Source organism: Actinocorallia sp. A-T 12471, from assembly GCF_033875155.1.
Classification (GTDB): Bacteria; Actinomycetota; Actinomycetes; order Streptosporangiales; family Streptosporangiaceae; genus Actinocorallia.
In genome coordinates this window covers 268350-289435 of the sequence record NZ_JAWZTE010000002.1, presented here as the reverse complement: position 1 = coordinate 289435, position 21086 = coordinate 268350, and the positions used below count along the sequence as shown (strand labels likewise).

Sequence of the window (21086 nt, the reverse complement as noted above, 5' to 3'; positions counted from 1 at the left end):
GGACACGCCGTGGCACCCCTCCGCGGCTCCGCACCCCGTCCGCGCCGCGTCCTGCGGACCGGCCTGGCCGCCGTGCTCGGAGCCTCACTCCTCAGCCCCGTGATCGCCTCCCCTACGGCGGCCGCGCCGGGCGACCACCGGCCGAAACCCGCCCGCTCGGGCCCCAGCGGCCGCGCCGACGCCGAGGACCGCCGCCTGCTCAAGGACGCGCCGGTCAGGCCGAGCCTGAGCCGTGAGCGCTTCTACTTCGCGATGACCGACAGGTTCGCCAACGGCGACAGGTCCAACGACAAGGGCGGCCTGTCCGGCGGCCCGCTCACGACCGGATACGACCCCACAAAACGCGGCTTCTACCAGGGCGGCGACCTCGCCGGGCTGATCGGCAAGCTCGACTACATCAAGGGTCTCGGCAGCACCTCGCTCTGGCTGACGCCGATGTTCGCGAACCGTCCCGTCCAGGGCACGGGCGACAACGTGTCGGCCGGATACCACGGCTACTGGATCACCGACTTCACCCGGATCGACCCGCACCTGGGCACCAACGCCGAGATGAAGCGCCTGGTCAAGGAGGCGCACAAACGCGGCATGAAGGTGTTCTTCGACGTGATCACCAACCACACCGCCGACATCATCGACTACGCCGAGAAGAAGTACTCCTACCGGCCCAAGAGCACGTCTCCGTACCTCGACGCCGACAACCGCCCCTTTGACGACAGGGACTACGACGCCGCCGGGAGTCCCGCCTTCCCCGAGCTGACAGACAAGTCGTTCCCTTACACCCCGGTCGTTGACGCGTCCCTGCCGAAGAAGGTCCCGGCCTGGCTGAACGACGTCACCCTCTACCACAACCGGGGGGACTCGACCTTCGCCGGAGAGAGCGGCGAGTACGGCGACTTCTACGGCCTCGACGACCTGTTCACCGAACATCCCCGGGTCGTCAAGGGCATGACGGACATCTACCGAACGTGGGTGAAGGAAGCCGGGATCGATGGGTTCCGGATCGACACCGTCAAGCACGTCAACCTCGAGTTCTGGAAGCAGTTCGCGCCCGACGTCCTCGGCTATGCCAGGAAGCAGGGCAAGAAGGACTTCTTCATGTTCGGCGAGGTCTACAGCAGCGACGTCGCGGTGACGTCGAAGTACACCTCGGAGGGGCGGCTCCAGTCCGTCCTCGACTTCCCGTTCCAGGAGGCCGCGCGCGCTTACGCGTCGGGAGGGTCGGCCGACGTACTGCGGCGGCTGTACGCGCAGGACGACCGTTACACCGACGGCGACGGCAACGCCTACTCCCTGCCGACCTTCCTCGGCAACCACGACATGGGCAGGATCGGCGGCTTCCTCCAGCGCGACAACCCGGGCATCTCGGACGCGGAACTGCTGAAACGCGACCAGTTCGCCCACCAGCTCATGTACCTGACGCGCGGCCAGCCCGTCGTCTACTACGGCGACGAGCAGGGCTTCACCGGCGACGGCAACGACCAGCTCGCCCGCACCTCGATGTTCGCCTCCCAGGTCCCCGAGTACCTAGACGACGACCTCATCGGCACCGCCTCCACCCACGCCCGCGACAACTTCGACACCAAACACCCGCTCTACACCGGTATCCGGAAGCTCGCCGACCTCACCTCGGCCCACCCGGCCCTGCGTGACGGCGCACAGATCGAGCGGATCTCCGACGGCAACGTCTACGCCTACTCCCGGATCGACCCGGACGAGAACGTCGAATACGTCGTCGCGGTCAACAGCGGGAAGGCCCCGGCGAAGGTGAAGATCCCGACCTTCTCCGCGAACACCCAGTTCACCGGCGTCTACGGCACCACCGAACGGACCACCACGGCACGGGACAAGGTCCTCACCGTGACGGTCCCGCCGCTCCAGGCCGTCGTCCTCAAGGCCGGTCGCAAGCTCGCCAAGCCCGACGCCGCCCCCTCGGTGACCGTCGCGCTGCCCGACGCCGCGCTGTCCGGCCGCGCCGAGGTCACCGCGACCGTCCCCGGCACGGGCTTCGACCGCGTCGTCTTCCTCGCCAAGATCGGCTCCGGCGGCTGGAAGCACATCGGCGTGGACGACAATCGCGACTTCCGCGTCTTCCACGACGTCAGCGCGCTTACCCCCGGCACAACGGTCACCTACAAGGCGATCGCGGTGGACAGCGCCGGAAGGATCGCCTCCGCCCAGGTCTCCGGGACCGTCGCGGAACCCGCCCCCGAGCCCGAACCCGGGCAGGTGGCGCGCGAGAACGTCCTCGTCCACTACCGCGCCGAGGACGGCGACTACGACGGCCTGACCGTCACCGCCTCCGGCGACGTCGCCCAGCCGGGCTCTATCCCGTTCGCGGGCCGCGACTCCTACGGCGCGTTCGCCTGGGTGAAGCTCGCCGAGGACGCTCAGGAGGTCGTCTTGAGCGTCCGTGACGGCGACACGGCTATCGCCGAGCACACCGTCCCGGCCAACACGGGCGAGATCTGGCTCCGCCCCGACGCCGCCGACGCGTTCGCGTCACGCGCCGAGGCCCAGGGTCACGCCACGGTCCACTACCGCCGCCCCGACGGCGACTACACCGGCTGGGGCCTGCATCTGTGGGGCGAGGGCCTCGCCGACGGCGTCGCCACCTCCTGGACCGAGCCCAGGACGCCCGACGGCACCGACTCCTACGGCGCGTACTGGAAGATCCCTCTGGCCGACGCCTACGCCCCGCTCAACTTCATCGTCCACCGGGGCGACGAGAAGGACCCCGGTACCGACCAGTCCCTTATCCCCGCCGACCAACCGGACGGCTACGTCGACTCCGGAGAGCAACCCCTGTACGCCTCCAAGGCGGCGGCGGACGGCCTCGCCGTCCTGCACTACCGCCGCGCCGACGGCGACTACACCGGATGGGGCCCGCACGCCTGGGCGGGCGCGGCCACCCCCACGGACTGGGCGAACCCGCCCGCACCCGCCGGAACCGACGCGTTCGGCGTCTACTGGGAGATCCCGCTCGCCCCGGGCGCGGAATCGCTGTCGTACATCCTGCACAAGGGCGACATCAAGGACCTCCCCGACGACCAGTCCCTCGACCTCGCGACCTTCGGCAACGAGGTGTGGATTCAGGCCGCGACCCCCGGCTACCTGCTGCCCGTCGTCGGCGGCGCGGCCCCCGAGGTCGACCTGGAGGAGGTCGGCGCGCACCTGCTCGACGACGGCGTCGTCGCGTGGAAGCGCAGGACGACCACCGCGCGCTCCTACACGCTCGTCTTCCCCGGCTCCGGCGAACTCGGCTACGCCGACGGACGGATCACGGGCGACGTCCGGATCATCCGGTTGATCCCGTCAGGCGGGCTCACCGAAGCGCAGCAGGAGCGCTACCCCGACTACGCCGACCGCAAGGCGTTCGCCGTCGATCCCCGCGACGCCGGACTCCTCACCGCCGCGACCGGCTCCGGAGCCGTCGTCGTGGAACGCGACGGGGAGGGCCGCCTCCTCGCCGCGACAAGGATCGCACCGGCCGACTGACGGCCGGTCACGGGGCCGGGCTGCCTCGGCCCGGCCCCTCACCACCCCCCTTGAGGAGCACCATGCAGCACCCCACGAGATCACGGCCGGGGAGGGGAGTCGCGGCGGCCGCCGCGCTCGCCTGCGCGGCGGCCCTGGCGGCCGCGCCACCGGCCGCGGCGGCCACGTCGGCCACCGTCTTCTACAAGACGGGCTGGGCCACGACCAACATCCACTACCAGCCCTCGGGAGGCTCCTGGACGACGGTCCCCGGCGTCGCCATGGAGGTCGCCTGCGCGGGCTGGGTCAAGCGCACCATCGACCTCGGCACCGCGCCCGGCCTGACCGCCGTGTTCAACAACGGCTCGGGCATCTGGGACAACAACGGCGGCGGGAACTACGCCCTCCCGACCGGGAACGTGACGGTCAACGCGGGCGTCGTCGGCGCGGGCGACCCCTGCGGGCCCGTCCAGCCCGGCAACACCGCGACCGTCTACTACGCGAGCTCCTGGGCGAGTCCCCGCCTGCACTACCAGCCTTCCGGCGGCTCCTGGACCGCCGCGCCGGGCCTGCTCATGGACCCGGCCTGCGCCGGCTGGGCCGTCAAGACCCTCGACATCGGCACGGCCACCAGCCTGAAAGCCGCGTTCAACAACGGGTCGGGCACTTGGGACAACAACGGCGGAACCGACTACGCCCTGCCCATCGGCACGACGACCATCAAGAACGGCGTCATCACCCCGGACGCGGCGAACCCGTGCACGCCCGACATCACCGCGCCTACCGTGCCGACCGGGCTCGCCGCGACCGTCAGCGGCACCCGGATCACACTGAGCTGGACCGCCGCGACCGACGACGTCGGCGTCACCGGCTACACCGTCCGGCGCGTCGGCCCGGACGGGACCGTCGAGCTGCCCTCCACAACCACGTCCTACACAGACGACGGGCTCGCGCCGGAGACGTCCTACACCTACAGCGTGCTCGCGCGCGACGCGGCGGGGAACGTCTCGGCCCAGTCGTCCGGCGTCACCCGCACCACCGGGGCCGCGCCGCAGACCAACAAGGCGGACGTCTACTACTTCACCAAGACCAGGGGCTGGACCGCCCCGCGCGTCCACTACCAGCCGACGGGCGGCGCGTGGACGGCCACGCCCGGCGTCCTCATGGACGCGGCCTGCGCCGACTGGGCGGTCAAGACGCTCGATCTGGGCACCGCGACCGGGCTGAAGGCCGCGTTCAACAACGGCTCGGGCGTCTGGGACAACAACGGCGGATCGGACTACACGCTCGGCCTCGGCAGGACGACCGTGAAGGACGGCGTGATCACCGCCGCCGCGCCCGACCCGTGCGCGGCCCCCGTGCCCGACACACAGGCCCCGACCGTCCCGTCCGGGCTGAGCGGCACGGCCGACGGCACCACGGTCGAGCTGGCGTGGACGGCCTCCACCGACAACGTGGGCGTCACCGGCTACACCGTCACCCAGACGCGCGGCGGCGACACCACCGTCTACGCGACCTCGTCGCCGTTCCTCAGCCTCCCCGGCCTCGCCCCGCAAACCGCCTACACCTACACGGTCCGGGCGTATGACGCGGCGGGCAACACCTCGGCCGCGAGCGCGTCCGTCACCGTGACGACGGGGGAGGCCGCGCCCGAGCCGGAACCCGGCGAGATGCTGGGCGGCGACCCCCGCAAGGACGCGATCTACTTCGCGATGACCGCGCGCTTCATGGACGGCCACGCCGGCAACAACCGGGGCGGCAGCCAGCACGTCAAGTCCGGCAACGCGGCGGCGAACGACCCCATGTTCCGCGGCGACTTCAAGGGCCTCATCGACCGCCTCGACTACATCAAGGCGCTCGGCTTCTCCGCGATCTGGATCACCCCTGTCGTCCTCAACCGCTCCGACTACGACTTCCACGGCTACCACGGCTGGGACTTCTACCGCGTCGACCCACGCCTCGAGTCCCCCGGCGCGTCCTACCAGGACCTCATCGACGGCGCGCACGCCAAGGGCATCAAGATCTACCAGGACGTCGTCTACAACCACTCGTCCCGGTGGGGAGCCAAGGGCCTGTACGTGCCGAAGGTCTGGGGCGCGCGCGACGGCCAGTGGGACTGGTTCTACAGCGCCAAGCAGGCGGGCAAGACCTACGACCCGCTTGACGAGCACCAAGGGAACGACCCGGCTATGACCGCCGCACAGAACGCGATGGCCAAGGGCCGTCCTTACAACGGCGACCTGTGGAGCACGGAAGTCCCCGCAGGGAACGCCTGCCCGAACTACGGCGTGGCGACCGGCCAGTCGAGCCCGGAAGGGTTCGCGCTGCGGCACTGCCAGTGGCCCACGCCGACCTCCAAGCTCTTCCCTGCCGACCTCTACCACCAGTGCTGGATCGGCAACTGGGAGGGCGAGGACGCCCGCAGCTGCTGGCTGCACGAGGACCTCGCCGACTTCAACACCGAGAACCCGGCCGTCCAGCAGTACCTCATCGACGTCCACAACAGGTACATCGACATGGGCGTCGACGGCTTCCGCATCGACACCGCGGTCCATATCCCGCGCGTCACGTGGAACCGAAGGTTCCTGCCCGCCCTTGAGGCGAAGCTCGTCGACAAGTACGGCGCGGACAAGGCCAAGGACTTCTACGTGTTCGGAGAGGTCGCCGCCTTCGTCAACGACAAGTGGAACCGCGGCTCGGTCAACCACTCGGCGCAGTTCTTCACCTGGAAGGAACGCCGCACCTACACCGGCGACGACGTCCAGGCCGCCCTCGACCAGTTCTCCTACGAGAACACCATGGGCACCGGCAACCAGCCGACGTCCTCGAACGCCTTCCTGAACGGCAACGCCTACCACGCCCCCGACCACTCCCAGTTCTCCGGCATGAACATCATCGACATGCGCATGCACATGAACTTCGGGGACGCCAGCAACGCCTTCCACAACGGCAGGGACTCCGACGACGCCACCAACGACGCCACCTTCAACGCCGTGTACGTCGACTCGCACGACTACGGGCCCAACAAGTCGAACGTCCGGTACACCGGAGGAACCGACGCGTGGGCGGAGAACATGGCGCTGATGTGGACGTTCCGGGGCATCCCCACCCTCTACTACGGGTCGGAGATCGAGTTCATGAAGGGCGCGCGGATCGACTGCGGCCCGACCTGCCCCCTGTCCACGACGGGCCGCGCGTACTTCGGCGACCACCTCGCCGGGTCGGTCACCGCCGCCGACTTCGGCATCGCCTCCAGCGCGTCGGGGCAGGTCGCCACGACCCTCGCGCAGCCGCTCGTCAAGCACCTCCAGCGGCTCAACAGGATTCGCAGGGCCGTCCCGGCACTCCAGATGGGCCAGTACTCCCGTGAGGGCGTCTCGGGCGATCTGGCGTTCAAACGGAGGTACACCGCCGGGGGAGTGGACAGCTTCGTGCTCGTCGCCATCTCCGGTTCGGCCTCCTTCGCCGGAATCCCGAACGGCACCTACAAGGACGCCGTCACCGGGGACGTCAAGGTGGTCACGAACGGGACCCTGACGGCGGTCCCGTCCGGAAAGGGCGACCTGCGGGCCTACGTCCTCGACCTTCCCGGCGCGAACGCCGCGCCGGGCCGGATCGGGACGCCCGGCCCGTACCTGGGATGACCTGACGCGCGGCCCCGCGCCCCGGGGCCGCGCGTCGGCTCACGTGCCCGCGAGGCGCGAGACGACCTGCCGGAAGGACGGCAGGTCGTCCTCGTTGTGCAGGACGAAGTAGGAGATTCCGAGCTCCTCGCGCCAGCGGCGCAGCGCGTCGCAGACCTCGTCCAGCGACCCGGCGAGCACCTGCGGCGTCCCCTCCTGCGCCGACGGGTTCGCCGCGCTCCACGCCTCGGGCTGCGCGCCGAGTCCGAGGCTCAGCACCGACGTCCCGAGCTCGATCTCGCCGAACCGGCTTCCGGCCGCCGCCTTGAGCGTGGCGATCTTGTCGCGGAACTGGGCGATCCCGCTGTCGCGCAGGTCGGGGCCGGCGCCGTCGGCGCGCACCCGCATCGTCAGGTTGACCACGTCGGCCTCACGGGCCGCGAGCGCGAGCATCTTCGGACCGCCGCCCCCGAGCATGATGCGCGGACCCGGCTTACGCGCCGGCAGGGGGTCCTGCTCAAGCCCCGCGATCTTGTAGTGCTTCCCCTCGAAGTTCACGGGCCCGCCCCTCCACAGCGCCTTCATGACCTGGAGCGACTCATCGAGGCGGGCCACCCTGACGCCCGGGGAAGCCAGCTCCATGCCTGCGGCGTCGTAGTCGCGGGCCATCCACCCGGTGCCCATGCCGAGTTCAAGGCGGCCGTCGGAGAGCAGGTCGATCGTGGCGGCCTCCTTGGCGAGCACGGCCGGGTGCCGGAAGTCGTTGGCGAACACCAGCGTCCCCACGTTCAGCGTCTCGGTCGCGCAGGCCGCGGCCGTCATCGCGGCGACGGGTCCGAAGCGGGGGCCGACGAGGTGGTCGGGGACGAGCAGCGTGCTGAAGCCGTCGTCTTCGAGGCGGCGGGCCTTGTCGGCCCAGGCGCGGCCGGAGTCGGCGAGGCGCAGGACCGCGCCGAAACGGAACTGACGTGACATGGGGGACTCCTCCTGTGGGGGACCTCTGGTCGGTGGATCATTCAAACCAAGCGCTTGCTTTACCATGCCGCGCGTTCGACACTTGGGCAATGTCCCTCGCAGTGCGTCCCGCGACCGACGACGAGGTCGCCTTCTTCCGCGAGAACGGCTGGGTCCACCTGCCCGGCCTCCTCCCGCCCGAGACCGTCGCCGACCTGCGCGCCACCGCCCTGGCCCGCCTCGCCGAGCGCGACAGGGCCCGGCGCAGCGCCGTCGACCAGGCGTTCGGCCAGTCCCGCGACATCGCTGAGACCGACCAGCTCTTCCGCTCACTCACCCTCGACGGCACCCTCGGCAGGACTGCCGCACGGCTGCTCAAGGGCGTCGCGAAGGTGCGCGTGCAGGTGACGAACCTGCTCGTCAAGGAGCCGGAGGGCGCGGGCGGCCACGGCGCGACGGTGTTCCACCAGGACTTCCCCTGGATGCCGATGGACCGCTCGGAGATGCTGACGGTCTGGCTCGCCCTCGGCGACATCCCCGCCGAGATGGGGTCGCTGCGCTTCTACACCGGCTCCCACCGGTACGGGGTGCTCGGCCGCAGTTTCACCCGCGAAGGCGACGACCAGCCCTCGCAGCACCCCTGGCTCGCCGACCTCCCCCTGTCCGACCCGCTCGACCTCGCCGCGGGCGACGCGACGGTCCACCACGCCCTCACCGTCCACGGGTCGGGCGCGAACCTGCGCGACGAACCGCGGCTTTCGTTCACCGTCACGTACTTCGACTCCGACGCCCTGTACACCGGCACGCCTTACGCGCAGACAGACGGCCTCGGCCTCGAGGTCAACAAACCGTTCGACCATCCCCGCTTCCCGGAGGTCACCGCGTGATCCAGACCGTCCGCGGACCCGCCGACCACCTGGGCGCGGTCCTCATGCACGAGCACATCTTCGGACTCAGCCCCGAGATCCTGTGGAACTGGCCGGACGTCCCCGAAGGCTGGGACCTGGAACGCTGCGCCGCCGACGCCGCAGCCAAGTTGGAGGCCGTGCGCGCGCTAGGCATCGACACCGTCGTGGACCTCACCGTCATCGGCCTCGGCAGGTACGTCCCCGCCGTGCAGCGGGTCGCGGAACTGACGTCGGTGAACATCGTCGTGGCCACCGGCCTGTACACCTACGACGACCTGCCCGCCTACTTCGCCAACCGAGGCCCCGGCACGCTCTTCGGCGGAGAGGACAGGCTCGCGGAGTTCTTCATCCGGGACATCACCGAAGGCATCGGCCGCACGGGCGTCAAAGCCGGGATGCTCAAGTGCGCCACAGGCAAGCAGGGGATGACGACCGGCGTAGAACGCGTCATCCGGGCCTGCGCCAAGGCACACCGCGAGACCGGCGTGCCCATCACCACGCATAGCGAGTCGTCCGTACGCAACGGCCTCGACCAGCAGAAACTCCTTGTCGAAGAGGGCGTCGACCTGAACCGTGTCGTCATCGGCCACGCGGGCGACTCCACCGACCTCGACTACCTGCGCACCCTCGCCGACAACGGCTCCTACCTCGGCATGGACCGCTTCGGCATCGAGTTCACCTCCTTCGAGGACCGCGTCGCGACCGTCGCGGCCATGTGCGAACTCGGTTACGCCGAGCGGATGGTCCTCGGCCACGACTCGTACTGCTTCAACGACAGGTTCGAGTGGGACGTCATCGCCGAAAGGCATCCGAACTACCACCTGAAGCACATCTCGTCCGACGTGCTGCCCGCCCTGCTGGACCGCGGCGTCACCCGCGCCCAGATCGACCTGATGCTCACCGACAACCCGCGGCGGGTCCTCACACCCGTCGCTCCCTACTGAGGGGGCCCGCCTTGACCGTCCACCCCGCCGAGCACGCGCAAGCCGCCGAGACCGCCGCGGACTTCGACGTCACAGCCGCCTGGCACGTCGCCGACCCGTACCCGTTCCTGCGGCGGCTCAGGCACGAGCAGCCGGTCTTCTGGAGCGAGCACCTGAAGATGTGGGTGCTGACCCGCTACGAGGACGTCAGGGCCGCCTACCGCGACCACGGGACGTTCTCGTCGGTCGGCTCGCTCACCATCTCCCGCACCCTCACCGACGACGTCCGCCGCGCGCTGGGCGAGCACGAGTCCTTCCTCGACAACTTCGCCGCCAACGTCGACCCGCCCCAGCACACGAGGATGCGGCGCGCCATCTCCCGCGCCTTCACGCCGAGGGCCGTCGCGAAGCTCGGCGAGGCGTTCCGCGCCCAGGTCGACGGCGTGCTCGACGACGTCATCCCGCGGGGCGGCACCGACCTCGTCCAGACCATCGCGCATCTGCCGTCGGCGCACCTCGCCGCGATCTTCATCGGGGTGCCGCCGGAGGACGAGGAGAACGTCAAGCACTGGGTCACGTCGTGGTTCCAGCTGTTCCTGTCGCCGCAGACGCCCGAGCGCCAGGTGGAGCTCGCCGGGGACTTCCTCAAGTACCTCGACTTCGTTGACGGACTCGTCACCGAACGGCGCGAGCGGCCGCGCGACGACTTCGCGTCGCTCATGGCCGGGCTCATCCCCGACGAGTTGTCTCACCGCGAGGTCGTGGAGACCATCAGCGCGCTACTGCTCGGCGGTAACGACACGGTGCCCAACGCGCTGGGCAACGGCATCCTCCGGCTCATGCGCGAAAGGGACGTCTGGGACGAGATCGTCGCCGATCCCGCGCTCATCCCCGGCATGATCGAGGAGTCGATGCGCATCGACGGCGCGAGCCTCGGCAGCTTCCGCATCCCCACCAAGCCGGTCCCCCTGCACGGCGTCACGATCCCCGCAGGGGTCGAGGTCCTCATCAGCACCGACTCCGCCGCGCATGACGAGACAGTCTTCCCCGACCCGGAAAAGTTCGACATACGGCGGCCCAACGCGCGCGACCACCTCGTGTTCGGCTACGGCATCCACCACTGTGTGGGCGCGGCGCTGAGCAGGCTCAAGATGGAGATCGCGTTCCAGCAGATCACGCGGCGGATCCCGTCACTCCGGCTTGTGGAGGGGCAGGCGGTCGAATACCGGCGCAGCCTCGTCGGACGCGGCCTTTCCGCGTTGCATGTCGAGTGGGATGAGAGGTGAGGTTCGCCGGGAAGGTCGCGGTCGTCACGGGCGGCGGGTCGGGCATCGGCAAGGCCACCGCCCGCAGGCTCGCCGCCGAGGGCGCGGCCCTGATCGTCGCGGACCTCAAGCCGCGTGACACCGCGGACCTCGTGGTGAAGGACGGGGGCGTGGCGACGTCGTTCGCTCTCGACGTCTCCGACGAGACAGCCGTGCGCGCGCTTGCCGACCACGTACGCGAGACGTATGGGCGGCTCGACGTCCTGCACAACAACGCGGCGGCCCTCAGCCGCGACGTCTACGGGCGCGACCTTGACCTCGCCGACCTCGACGTCGCCGTCTGGGACCGCACCCATGAGGTCTCCGTACGCGGCGCGATGCTCACCTGCAAGCACCTCGTCCCCCTTATGGGCGAGGACGCGTCGATCGTGAACACCACGTCCGTCAGCGCCCTGGTGGGGGACACCGACCACGCGGCGTACGGTTCCGCCAAAGCCGCCCTCATCTCCTTCACCCGTTACGTCGCCACCATGTACGGCGACAGGGGCATCCGCTGCAACGCCGTCGCCCCCGGCCTCGTCCTCACCGACACCGCACGCCGCGTCATGACCCCTGACCTGCTCGCCGAGAAGGCGGCCGAACGCCTCCTCCCCTGGCCCGCCGCTCCCGAGGACGTCGCCGCCCTCGTCGCCTTCCTCGCCTCCACCGAATCCCGCTGCATCACCGGCCAGACCATCGTCATCGACTGCGGCACCACCGCCCACCGCCCGGAACACGCCATCCGCCGCTCCCGCCTCCGCTGACCAAAGGCCCGCTGCACACCTCCGCAGCGGGCCCGGCAGCGTTCTCAGGACCGCGTGCGCCGCAGCACGGCCCCGGCCAGCAGCAGCCCGACCCCCGCGAACACCGCGCCGAGCAGCCCGTTCCAGCGGAGCAGACCGACGCCCACGCCGAGCCCGCCGAGCGACGCGCCGAGCGCGTTGGCGAGGTTGAACGCCCCGACGTTCACCGCCACCGACAGCGTCGGCGCACCCGACGCGTGCCGCAGCAGCAGCGTCTGCAGGGGCGCGATCGTCGCCGTGGACAGCACCCCGAGAGCCCCGACGGCGAGCACGGCGGCCCACGGGACCGGCGCGGCGAACGGCAGCAGGGCCATCACCGCGACCATCGCGGTGAAGACGCCGCGCAGGGTCGCCCCGACGCTCCGGTCGGCGAGCCGCCCGGCCACGACGTTGCCCGTGAACCCGCCCACCCCGTAGGCGACGAGCAGCGCGGTGACGGCCCCGCCGGTGAAGCCTGAGACGTCGGTCAGCAGCGGCACGAGGTAGGTGAACACGACACCCACCCCGGCGCACCCCACCGCCGTGGTGGCCAGTGACAACAGGACAGGCGTACGCCGCAGCACAGACAACTCGGCCAAGGCACCCTCCGCAGGCGCGGTCGCCGCGCGCGGCATGGAGACCGCGACCAGGAGCGTGCCGAGGACGGCGGCCGCGGCGGCCGCCAAGAACGGCACGCGCCAGTGCGTCGCCCCTCCGACCCACTGGCCCAGCGGGACCCCGAGCACGGTCGCGACCGTCAGCCCCGACGTCACGGCGGCCACCGCCCGTCCCGCGCGATCGGGGGAGACCACAGAGGTGGCCACGACAAGGGCGATGGCGAACAGCGTCGCCTGGGCGGAGGCGGCCAGGACCCGTCCTACGAGGAGCACGGCGAAGCCGGGAGCGAGCGCCGAAAGCAGGGTGCCGAAGACGAACACGCCGCACAGCCCCAGGACGAGTCCCTTACGGGGAAGCCGCGCGGTCGCGAGGGTGACGAGCGGCCCTCCGAACGCGACGGTGAGCGCGTAGGCGGTCGCCGCCTGGCCCGCGACGGGCAACGAGACGTCAAGGTCGGCGGACACCTCGGGAAGGAGCCCGGCCACAAGGAACTCCGCAGTCCCGGTGCAGAAGACGAGCAGGATGAACCCGGCGAGGAGCACCTGTGGGCGTCCGGCGAAAGATCCGGACGCCGGGCGGAAGGAAGGGCCGGGAGGGGCTTGGTTCTGCGTCATGCGGGCTACCCTGAACCTTCACATCCATGTGAAGGCAAGCGAGTGTAGGCGGGGTCACCCACATGCGGATAGGCGAACTCGCGCGGCGAGCCGACGTGAGCACCCGGCTGCTGCGCTACTACGAGGAACAGGGTCTGCTCGCGCCCCGGCGTAACGCGAGCGGATACCGGGACTACTCCGAGGCCGATCTTGCGGCGGTACTGCGGGTCCGTCGGCTTCTGGCGGCCGGGCTGCCGACGGCGACGATCGCGTCGGTCCTGCCGTGCCTGCGCGACGACGGGGCCGCGCTCGTCCCGACATGTCCGGATCTTCTCGCCGAGTTGCGCCGGGAACGCGACCGCATGGAGCAGGCCATAGCCGATCTTGAGTCCTCCCGTGACGCGCTGACCAGGGTGATCGAGGGTGGGACGGGTGTGACACACGTCATCTCCTGATGGGGCAGAAGTTGAGGGTTCAATCTTGTTGAGACTTCCGTACCAAGGAACCCCATCCCTCCCCAGGAAGGCGATCACATGAGCTTGATCCTCGACACCGCGGCCCAGGACCTGCTGTTCCGCGAGGCGCGCACCGCGAACACCTTCACCGACGAGCCGGTGACCGAAGAGCAGGCCAAGGCGATCTACGACCTCGTCAAGTACGGTCCGACCGCCATGAACACCCAGCCGCTGCGCATCACCTTCGTCCGCAGCCCCGAGGCCCGTGAGCGCCTCGTCAGCCACATGTCCGAGGGCAACAAGGCCAAGACCGCCAGCGCCCCGCTCGTCGCCATCGTCGGCTATGACACCGACTGGCATGAGGAACTGCCGAAGGTGTTCCCGCACGCCGAGGGCGCGAAGGCCAACTTCGACAACGCCGCGGAGATCCGCCACGGCATGGGCTCCTTCAACGCGTCACTGCAGATCGGCTACCTGATCATCGCGATCCGGGCGGCCGGCCTCGCGGCGGGCCCCATGGCCGGTTATGACGCGGAAGCCATCAACAAGGACTTCTTCGGCGATGGCGCGCACAAGGTGCTCGCGGTGATCAACATCGGCAAGCCGGGCCCCGACGCCTGGTTCCCGCGCAGCCCGCGGCTCGACTACGACGAGGTCGTCACCACCGTCTGAACGGTCTGACGCCCGTCTGAGGACCCCGGCCCCCGCCGTCAGGGAGCCGGGGTCTTCGCATGCCCAAGACAGGTCCGCGCCAGCGCGCGGGCACGTCGCGCAAGGCCGATTTTTCCGCGGGAAGTTATCCACAAGCGCGGTTCGCGCGGTCGGCGGCGGGGTGGAAAACTTGCGGGCATGAGTGAAGTAGCTGTGGGACTCGTCGGCGCCGGACCCTGGGCGAACATGGTGCACGCGCCGGCGATCGCGGCGGGTCCCGGCACCCGGCTCGCGGGGGTGTGGGCGCGTCGCCCGGAGGCCGCGGCCGAGCTGGCGGGCGCGCACGGCACGACCGCGTATGCGAGCCTGGATGAGCTGTTCGCCTCCTGCGAGGCCGTGGCGTTCGCGGTGCCGCCGAACGTGCAGGCCGAGCTGGCGCTGAAGGCCGTCGCGGCGGGCAAGGCGGTGCTGCTGGAGAAGCCGCTCGCGATGGACCTCGAAGGCGCGCGCGGCCTCGCCGAGGCGATCGCCGAGGCGGGCGTCGTCTCCCAGATGGTCTTCTCCCTGCGCTACACCGCCGAGGCGCGGGCCTTCCTGCGCACCGCCGCCGACCTTGAGGTCTTCGGCGGCTACGGCAGGTTCGTGTCGGCGGGCCTGTCCGGCGGCCCCTTCGCCACCCCATGGCGGCTCGAGCATGGCGCGCTCCTCGACCTCGGCCCGCACGTCCTGGACATGATGGACGCCTCCCTCGGCCGTATCGTCTCCCTCCGCGCGCACGGCCACCCGCTGCGCTGGCTCGGCCTCCTGCTCGAGCACGAGGGCGGCGCGGTCAGCGAGGTGTCCCTGTCCATGGCCGGGACCGACCCCGACCAGTCGGCCCACGTCGAGGTCTTCGGCGCGCGCGGCGAGGCGCGCATCGACTGGCACGTCGGCGACGACGACTTCACCCGCATGATCACCGAGTTCGCCGAGGCAGTCCGCACCGGCGTCGACCACCCGCTGAACGCCGCGCACGGCCTGCACATCCAGACCTTGCTCGCCGAAGCCGCCTCCCAGCTCTCCCTCTTACAGGTCCCCGTCGGCTTACGGGTGCGTCGCCGATGCGGGCCTGCGGGCCCGCCTCGGCGGGCCCTGGCGTCCCAGCGGCACAAACGCGCCGGGGGCGTCAGCATGTGGCCAGACCAAGCTAGCGCTTGTCTGTTGCCGGGAAGGGGGCGGCGCTTTACGTTCAGGAGGTACCCGCCCATCAGGGGCGGAAAGATCTCCTGCGGTCGATCCCGGAGTTCGAAACCGTCACCGCCCACCCGACATGGGCGGATTCGGAGCGCCGGACGGCCGTCCCACCCCCTTGGGCGTCTTCAGCGCGCCCGTTTTCTGGAAAGAGGACACATGTCCCGCATCACCAAGTTCGCCGTGCTCGGCGCGGCCTCGGCCGCGGCCGTCGCGCTCACGGCCGCGCCGGCGCAGGCCGCCCAGCTCGCCACCGGCACCGTCGTGGTGAAGGTCAGCGGCAGCACCGTCGCGACCTGCTCCTCCACCCTGTCCGGCGACAGGACCGGCTCGTCGATCACGGTCACCTCCGCGACCGCGACCGGCTGCGGCGTGCCCGTCAGCCCCGCGTCCCTGCCCTGGAGCGGCAACATCGCCGCCCCCGCCACCATGTCCTTCGCCATGTCCGCCCTCGGCTGCACCTACAGCGGCACCCTGACCGGCGGCACCGTCAGCGGCACCGTCGTCACCTGGACCAACCAGTCCGTCAGCGGCACCGGCTGGTTCTGCTCCGGCGGCGTAACCGTAGACGCCACCTACAACTTCGCCTAACCCCCCCGCCCCCACCCGGGGCACCCCCTTACCCCCGTGAGCCCGGAAGCTTCTCGCTTCCGGGCTCACGGCAGTGAGACGCTTGCCATGCCGGACACCACAAAGGCAGGCCGCGATGGACGAACCGATCCGAGTACGAACCGCCGACGGTCACATCGAGTCCTGGTCGGCGCAGCGCTGGTTCGCGGAGGGCACGTGGCACGTCGAACTCGCCGACCCTCGGGGAAGACTGTGGAAGGGCGCCGGCCCGGACGTCTTCGATGTGTTCACCGACCTGCGCCAGGAGCCCGAGGCGGAAGGCCGCACCTTCCTCGTCGTCGGCGCCCGTCTGGACTGCTGGCCGACCGGCATGAGCAGCCAGATGAGCGGCGGCAACCTCCTCGCCCTCCGCGACGCCCGCTGGCGCATGCTCCTCCGCAACCTCCTGAGCTTCTTCCCGTCCCTCGGCGACCGCGTCCTCTACCGCGACATCTTCGCCCCTGCCCCCGCCCGCAAGGTGGGCACCACCGCCGCCCAATCCACCTACCGCTCCCACTGGACCACCACCCACTACTAGACGACCCTGACCGTGTGGATGCCGACGCTGATGGTGATGGCGAGGCGTCCGCTGAGCGCCGCGGCGTAAGAACGGAGCGTCTCTAGTTCCATGGCCTCGACGTTGCCGTTCTCGATCTGGGAGATAGGGACTGGGAGACGCCGAGGACTTTGGCGATTTCCGCCTGCGTCTTACCCAGCGATCTGCGGAGCTCCTTGAGCTGGAAACCCGGTCACGTAGGCGTCGAGCTCCGCGCCCGCCCTTGCCTGCTGTTCCGGGTCGGCCAGCTCGGGGTGGCGCCTGTGCGCCTCCCTTCGGCCAGGGCGGGTGGGCGGTCTATGGGAGACTTGTGGTTGTGAAGCGGCTGTTGGTCGTACACCACACGCCTTCTCCGGCGTTGCAGGAACTGCTGGAGGCGGCGCGGGCGGGCGCGTCGGCGGAGGAGATCGAGGGCGTCGAGGTCGTCACCCGCCCTGCGCTGTCGGCCTCGGTCGTGGACGTCCTGGAAGCCGATGCGATCCTGCTGGGCACTCCCGCCAACATCGGCTACATGTCCGGTGCCCTGAAGCACTTCTTCGACACGGTCTACTACCCGTGTTTGGAGGCCAAGCCCAAGATGCCCTACGGGCTCTACGTGCACGGCAACCTCGACACGGGCGGCGCGGTGCGGGCCGTCGAGTCGATCGCGACGGGGATGTCGTGGCGGCCCGTTCGTCCGGCGGTGACCGTCACGGGTGCGGTCACCAAGGCCGACCGGGAGGCGTGTTGGGAACTGGGTGCGTTGCTGGCGGCCGAGATCGGAGAGTTGGCTTGAACGCCCGGCGTCAGGCGGACGGGTTCTGCACGGGCCTGCCGTGCTCCCACAGTTCGGCGACGTGGAAGGCGAACCGGTCGAAAAGGCCGTCCGCCTGCTGCCTCCTCAAGTGCAGCATGGGGGAGTCGTGTCCGGCCAGGTTGGCCAGATGCGGTGTGACGAGCATCTGATCGTCGAAGGTGAACGCGCTCATGGCGATGTGATCGTCGCTGAACCGGGCCTCGATGCCTTCGACGTCTGAGAGCTTCGACAGTTCGTCCAGCGTGATGCGGATGCGCGTCCCGACAGTGAGTGGCACGCCTTCGCGCTCCTCACGCTGCCGGGTCACTTCGCTGTCGGGGTCGCCGATGACGAATCGGACCTTGCACCCGCGCTCGGCCTTCCGGCGCAGCACACTGCGCAGATTGGGAAGCTCCAGCCAGAGGAAGTAATTGGTGTAACCGGCGAACGTGATGTCGCTCGACGCGTCGGTGATCAGCGATCGCCAGACCGTCTTGGGGCAGGCCGACCGATACGGGTAGACGCTGACGATCTCGCGGTCGGGTCCGGTCTTGATGTTCTTGCGGACGGCTTCGGGCCACAGCACGGACTCTTCAACTCCCAGCGCCTGACTCGCGGCCCAACGATGCCGTGGATGGGGCAGGCGGCCTTCCTCCGACACCCATCGGGCCACTGTCTTCACATCTACCTCGCAGATCTCCGCGAGCGCCTGCTCTGTCAGTTTGGCACTGGTCATCGCATGCCTGAGGGGCATATTCGTCATGAACCGGGACCTTTCGCAGGACGTCTAGGACGTTTTCCGGAATCCCCTGGAAACGATCCTAGACGTCCCGCAAACGGAGTGCAGACGTTCCGTCAACACGAGCAACCTCAATGTCACCTGAGCACAGTCCGGAGAAAGCGAGGTGTTCATGCCCGGCGACGAACTGACTGGTGGCAACGCGTATTCGGCGAGAGCGGCGGCAAAGGTCTGCATGGTCCGCGCGCTTCCGTCGGGCTCGGGAGAAGCGTCGTGAGCGCCGAGACGACGGCCCTGGGCCGTCGCGATATGACGGCGATCTTGGAGCGCTTCGGAGCGTCCCTGTTGGCGGAGGGCTTCGGGGTCCTTCTGCGGGACCCCGACGATTATCGGCCGCTCCTGCGTGTGTGGAACCCGGCGACGCCGGGCGTCGGTGCGAGCGTGGTCATTGAGGTCCTTGGAGAGGCACACGGCCCTCGGCTACAGGTGGCGTTGATCGCAGATCTTGGGCCCTGCGAAGAATTGTCGGCGGCCAGGCGGGCGCTGTCGGCCGTCTTCACGGAATGGGGCCTGCCATTGCCGGGAGCGACGCAATGACGGGCCACGCGAACAGCACCAATGCGGACGCGGCGTTCGCGTATGTGGCTTACCTGCGGGCGGTGGTGAACCTGTACGGCCCGTGGCTGGACCTCGCGTCGCTGCATCCCAGCGAGCGGATGCGGGCACGCGCCAGAGTCGGTCAGGCCCGTAGGGAGCTGGCTCGTCTGGGCGCTCCGCATGGTGTTCCGGGGAGGGCCTGAGGCTCGGGCGTGATCCCGCGTATCGGCGGCCGGACAGCGCGCCACGGCCCCGGGCGCAAGCGCCCGGGGCCGTGAGCGCGCGTCGTCCGGACCGCACGCGTTACGCGGGGAAACGGGCCGTGTCCGTGAGCCCGACCCGCAACCTGCCGGTTCCCCGGCTCGCCGGGGGGCTGGGGGCGGCAAGCCCCCGCTTCGGACTCGATCAACCCCCCATGTCGGCCGGGTGGCCGGTCCGGGACCGGCCCGGAGAGGCCGTATGCCCGGACCGGCGGCCCGGCTGCGACCCGTCAGGGTCGCCTTGAGAGCGCGGATCATGAACTCGAACCCGTCGCGGTACACGTCGGCCTTGGCCGCTGACTTGTCGTTGTCGGTGACCTCGCCGACGATCGTCCAGCCGAGACGCGCGGCCGTCGCGCGGTTGACGGCGTGCTGGTGGTTCACGCCGTGCTCGTCTCGCTGGAGGTCGGCGGAGATGCGGGCATAGAACAGAACGGGGACATCGTCACGGGGGGTAGCGGCCATCAAGGGCTCCGCATGTCACCTTTGCGAACCTTCTAGCACTTCTTCGACACGGTTTACTACCCGTGTTTGGAGGACAAGGCGCGGATGCCTTATGGCCTTTATGTGCATGGGAACGTTGATGTGGCGGGGGCGGTGCGGGCGGTTGAGTCGATCGCGGGGGGGATGGGGTGGCGGGCGGTTCGGCCTGCGGTGACGGTGACGGGGCCGGTGGGCAAGGGTGATCGGGAGGCGTGCTGGGAGCTCGGGGCGCTGCTGGGTGCCGAAATCGGCGAGGTTTCCTGAGCTTGCTCAGTAGAGGCGGAATGGTTGTCGTGTGAGGTGGCCGTTCTTGGTCAATGGGCGTGGCTGTGGGGTGGGGGAATTGCTGAATGGGATTTTCGTGGTCTGGTAGCGTCCACTGCTGATTGGGAGCGGGCTTTGGATGGTCTGGTCGCGAGTGCGTTGTGCTTGCGTGGGAAGAGAAGGGAACTTGGGTTTGCGGGTGTTCGGGCGGGGTGCGGCGTTGGGGGTCGGGGTTGGGCGGGGGATTGTTGTTTTGGGGGTGGTGCTGGGGTTGGGCGGGTGTGGGGAGGGGGAGACGGCGCGGGTGGAGGAGGGTGGGGCTGTTTGGGAGGTGCCGGCGGTGCCGGAGGAGGGGGTCAGGGATCGGGTTCGGGGGCTTTTTGATGGGTATGGGGTGCGGGCAGCGGCTGAGCAGGAGCTTGTGCGGCGCTGTATGAAGGCGCAGGGGTTCAGGTATGTGAAGCGGCCGGGGGTGGGGAAAGACGTGAACCCGGGGCTCGGTCCTGACCCGTATGGCATCTCCGTCGCGGACGCTCGACGGCATGGCTACGGAGAGGATGCCGCGCCGCAGGGGCCTCCGGTGGTCGAGCGGGACATGGGTCAGGAGGGTTTGTCCGAGGAGGACCGCAGGAGGTGGGGCACCGCGCTGAACGGACAGGGTGTGGCGAACCACGTCAACATGCGCATGTCGGATGGATCGGTCGTGTCCGTCTCGGCGGACGGGTGCGTCTCGGAGGCACGCCGCACGCTCTACGGCTCCCTGGAGGACGCGATGACCTCCACGGCCCTCGCCGGAAACCTGCCGATCGAGGCGAAACAGCGGGCGGCCGCCGACCCGGCGATGAAGGCGCTCAACGCCACATGGTCCGCCTGCATGAAGGACAAGGGCCACCCGAACCTGCCCCGCCCAGAAGACGCCCGGGTCCTCGCGGCCGAAGCCCCCCGTGACGAGGCCCTGACCATCGCCGTCGCCGACGCGGAGTGCGAGGACCGGTCCGGCTACGCCCCCAAGCGCACGACCCTCGAAGACAGGTACTTCACCGCGGCCCTCACCTTCTACGAACCCGAAGTCGCCGCCCTCACCGAAACCCATCGCAAGGCCCTGGCCAGAGCCAAGAAACTCCTCTCCACCCCGACCCCCTGACCCCCGCCGGCGTCCAGGACGAGCGTGGGGGCGGCGGGGCGGGCCGTGGTGGTGGGGGTTACGATCCGGGCGGAGGTTTCCAGGGGGAGGGGTTGGGGTGGAGAGGTTGAGTTGGGTGGAGATGGCGGTCATTGATGCGGCGTT

The 21086-nt window shown here is 69.8% G+C and carries 17 protein-coding genes and 1 pseudogene; 14 read left to right on the top strand and 4 right to left on the bottom strand.

Going from position 1 to position 21086, the window contains the following annotated elements; all coding sequences use genetic code 11:
* Positions 1–9: 9 nt before the first annotated feature.
* Both R9X44_RS06410 and R9X44_RS06405 read left to right on the top strand, forming a co-directional pair.
* Positions 10–3495: an alpha-amylase family glycosyl hydrolase gene (locus tag R9X44_RS06410; RefSeq protein WP_319813045.1), complete on the top strand. Its 3486-nt coding sequence runs from the start codon at positions 10–12 to the stop codon at positions 3493–3495.
* Between the two features lie 62 nt (positions 3496–3557).
* Positions 3558–7118, top strand: coding sequence for a carbohydrate binding domain-containing protein (locus R9X44_RS06405; RefSeq protein ID WP_319813044.1), 3561 nt, complete (start codon positions 3558–3560; stop codon positions 7116–7118).
* 39 nt (positions 7119–7157) lie between these two features.
* On the opposite strand, the gene R9X44_RS06400 is transcribed toward R9X44_RS06405, so the two are convergent.
* Positions 7158–8072 (bottom strand): TIGR03621 family F420-dependent LLM class oxidoreductase, encoded by a 915-nt coding sequence (locus R9X44_RS06400; RefSeq protein WP_319813043.1) that lies wholly within the window; start codon positions 8070–8072, stop codon positions 7158–7160.
* Between the two features lie 89 nt (positions 8073–8161).
* Between R9X44_RS06400 and R9X44_RS06395 the strand changes: the two genes are divergently transcribed.
* The 4 genes from R9X44_RS06395 to R9X44_RS06380 are packed head-to-tail and all read left to right on the top strand — an operon-like array spanning position 8162 to position 11950.
* Positions 8162–8938 (top strand): phytanoyl-CoA dioxygenase family protein, encoded by a 777-nt coding sequence (locus R9X44_RS06395; RefSeq protein ID WP_319813042.1) that lies wholly within the window; start codon positions 8162–8164, stop codon positions 8936–8938.
* Positions 8935–9903 (top strand): phosphotriesterase-related protein, encoded by a 969-nt coding sequence (locus R9X44_RS06390; protein ID WP_319813041.1) that lies wholly within the window; start codon positions 8935–8937, stop codon positions 9901–9903. The genes R9X44_RS06395 and R9X44_RS06390 overlap by 4 nt, the downstream gene beginning before the upstream one ends.
* Before the next feature lie 11 nt (positions 9904–9914).
* Complete coding sequence (locus R9X44_RS06385; RefSeq protein ID WP_319813040.1) at positions 9915–11168, top strand: cytochrome P450; 1254 nt, start codon at positions 9915–9917, stop codon at positions 11166–11168.
* Positions 11165–11950, top strand: coding sequence for an SDR family oxidoreductase (locus R9X44_RS06380; protein WP_319813039.1), 786 nt, complete (start codon positions 11165–11167; stop codon positions 11948–11950). The genes R9X44_RS06385 and R9X44_RS06380 overlap by 4 nt, the downstream gene beginning before the upstream one ends.
* A gap of 44 nt (positions 11951–11994) precedes the next feature.
* Here R9X44_RS06380 and R9X44_RS06375 read toward each other — a convergent pair whose 3' ends face one another.
* Positions 11995–13200, bottom strand: coding sequence for an MFS transporter (locus R9X44_RS06375; RefSeq protein WP_319813038.1), 1206 nt, complete (start codon positions 13198–13200; stop codon positions 11995–11997).
* 62 nt (positions 13201–13262) lie between these two features.
* Here R9X44_RS06375 and R9X44_RS06370 point away from each other — a divergent pair, with 62 nt between their 5' ends.
* The 4 genes from R9X44_RS06370 to R9X44_RS06355 all read left to right on the top strand — a co-directional run bounded on the left by R9X44_RS06370 (position 13263) and on the right by R9X44_RS06355 (position 16662).
* Positions 13263–13634 (top strand): MerR family transcriptional regulator, encoded by a 372-nt coding sequence (locus tag R9X44_RS06370; protein ID WP_319813037.1) that lies wholly within the window; start codon positions 13263–13265, stop codon positions 13632–13634.
* A 78-nt stretch (positions 13635–13712) separates the two neighbouring features.
* Positions 13713–14306 carry a malonic semialdehyde reductase gene (locus R9X44_RS06365; RefSeq protein WP_319813036.1) on the top strand — a complete coding sequence of 198 codons (594 nt, stop codon included), beginning with the start codon at positions 13713–13715 and terminating at the stop codon, positions 14304–14306.
* 177 nt (positions 14307–14483) lie between these two features.
* Positions 14484–16106: a Gfo/Idh/MocA family oxidoreductase gene (locus R9X44_RS06360; protein WP_319813035.1), complete on the top strand. Its 1623-nt coding sequence runs from the start codon at positions 14484–14486 to the stop codon at positions 16104–16106.
* Between the two features lie 115 nt (positions 16107–16221).
* On the top strand, positions 16222–16662 hold the full coding sequence (locus R9X44_RS06355) for a hypothetical protein (protein WP_319813034.1): 441 nt from the start codon (positions 16222–16224) through the stop codon (positions 16660–16662).
* A gap of 82 nt (positions 16663–16744) precedes the next feature.
* Here R9X44_RS06355 and R9X44_RS06350 read toward each other — a convergent pair whose 3' ends face one another.
* Positions 16745–16840: a hypothetical protein gene (locus R9X44_RS06350; RefSeq protein ID WP_319813579.1), complete on the bottom strand. Its 96-nt coding sequence runs from the start codon at positions 16838–16840 to the stop codon at positions 16745–16747.
* 156 nt (positions 16841–16996) lie between these two features.
* On the opposite strand from R9X44_RS06350, the gene R9X44_RS06345 reads away from it, so the two are divergent.
* Positions 16997–17455, top strand: a complete 459-nt coding sequence (locus R9X44_RS06345; RefSeq protein ID WP_319813033.1) for a flavodoxin family protein — start codon at positions 16997–16999, stop codon at positions 17453–17455.
* 10 nt (positions 17456–17465) lie between these two features.
* Here R9X44_RS06345 and R9X44_RS06340 read toward each other — a convergent pair whose 3' ends face one another.
* On the bottom strand, positions 17466–18218 hold the full coding sequence (locus R9X44_RS06340) for a DUF5919 domain-containing protein (RefSeq protein WP_319813032.1): 753 nt from the start codon (positions 18216–18218) through the stop codon (positions 17466–17468).
* Between the two features lie 249 nt (positions 18219–18467).
* Between R9X44_RS06340 and R9X44_RS06335 the strand changes: the two genes are divergently transcribed.
* The 3 genes and pseudogenes from R9X44_RS06335 (at position 18468) to R9X44_RS06325 (ending at position 20942) form a co-directional block, all read left to right on the top strand.
* Complete coding sequence (locus R9X44_RS06335) at positions 18468–18791, top strand: hypothetical protein (protein WP_319813031.1); 324 nt, start codon at positions 18468–18470, stop codon at positions 18789–18791.
* A 761-nt stretch (positions 18792–19552) separates the two neighbouring features.
* Positions 19553–19798, top strand: a pseudogene (locus R9X44_RS06330) (flavodoxin); the annotation flags it as partial.
* Between the two features lie 610 nt (positions 19799–20408).
* On the top strand, positions 20409–20942 hold the full coding sequence (locus tag R9X44_RS06325; RefSeq protein WP_319813030.1) for a hypothetical protein: 534 nt from the start codon (positions 20409–20411) through the stop codon (positions 20940–20942).
* The last annotated feature ends 144 nt before the right edge of the window (positions 20943–21086 follow it).

Excerpts from the sequence above, each read along its gene's own strand:
- R9X44_RS06405 (WP_319813044.1), top strand. The coding sequence starts at position 3,558 with ATGCAGCACCCCACGAGATCACGGCCGGGGAGGGGAGTCGCGGCGGCC.
- R9X44_RS06400 (WP_319813043.1), bottom strand. The coding sequence starts at position 8,072 with ATGTCACGTCAGTTCCGTTTCGGCGCGGTCCTGCGCCTCGCCGACTCC.
- R9X44_RS06395 (WP_319813042.1), top strand. The coding sequence starts at position 8,162 with ATGTCCCTCGCAGTGCGTCCCGCGACCGACGACGAGGTCGCCTTCTTC.
- R9X44_RS06375 (WP_319813038.1), bottom strand. The coding sequence starts at position 13,200 with ATGACGCAGAACCAAGCCCCTCCCGGCCCTTCCTTCCGCCCGGCGTCC.
- R9X44_RS06370 (WP_319813037.1), top strand. The coding sequence starts at position 13,263 with ATGCGGATAGGCGAACTCGCGCGGCGAGCCGACGTGAGCACCCGGCTG.
- R9X44_RS06365 (WP_319813036.1), top strand. The coding sequence starts at position 13,713 with ATGAGCTTGATCCTCGACACCGCGGCCCAGGACCTGCTGTTCCGCGAG.
- R9X44_RS06360 (WP_319813035.1), top strand. The coding sequence starts at position 14,484 with ATGAGTGAAGTAGCTGTGGGACTCGTCGGCGCCGGACCCTGGGCGAAC.
- R9X44_RS06355 (WP_319813034.1), top strand. The coding sequence starts at position 16,222 with ATGGACGAACCGATCCGAGTACGAACCGCCGACGGTCACATCGAGTCC.
- R9X44_RS06340 (WP_319813032.1), bottom strand. The coding sequence starts at position 18,218 with ATGACGAATATGCCCCTCAGGCATGCGATGACCAGTGCCAAACTGACA.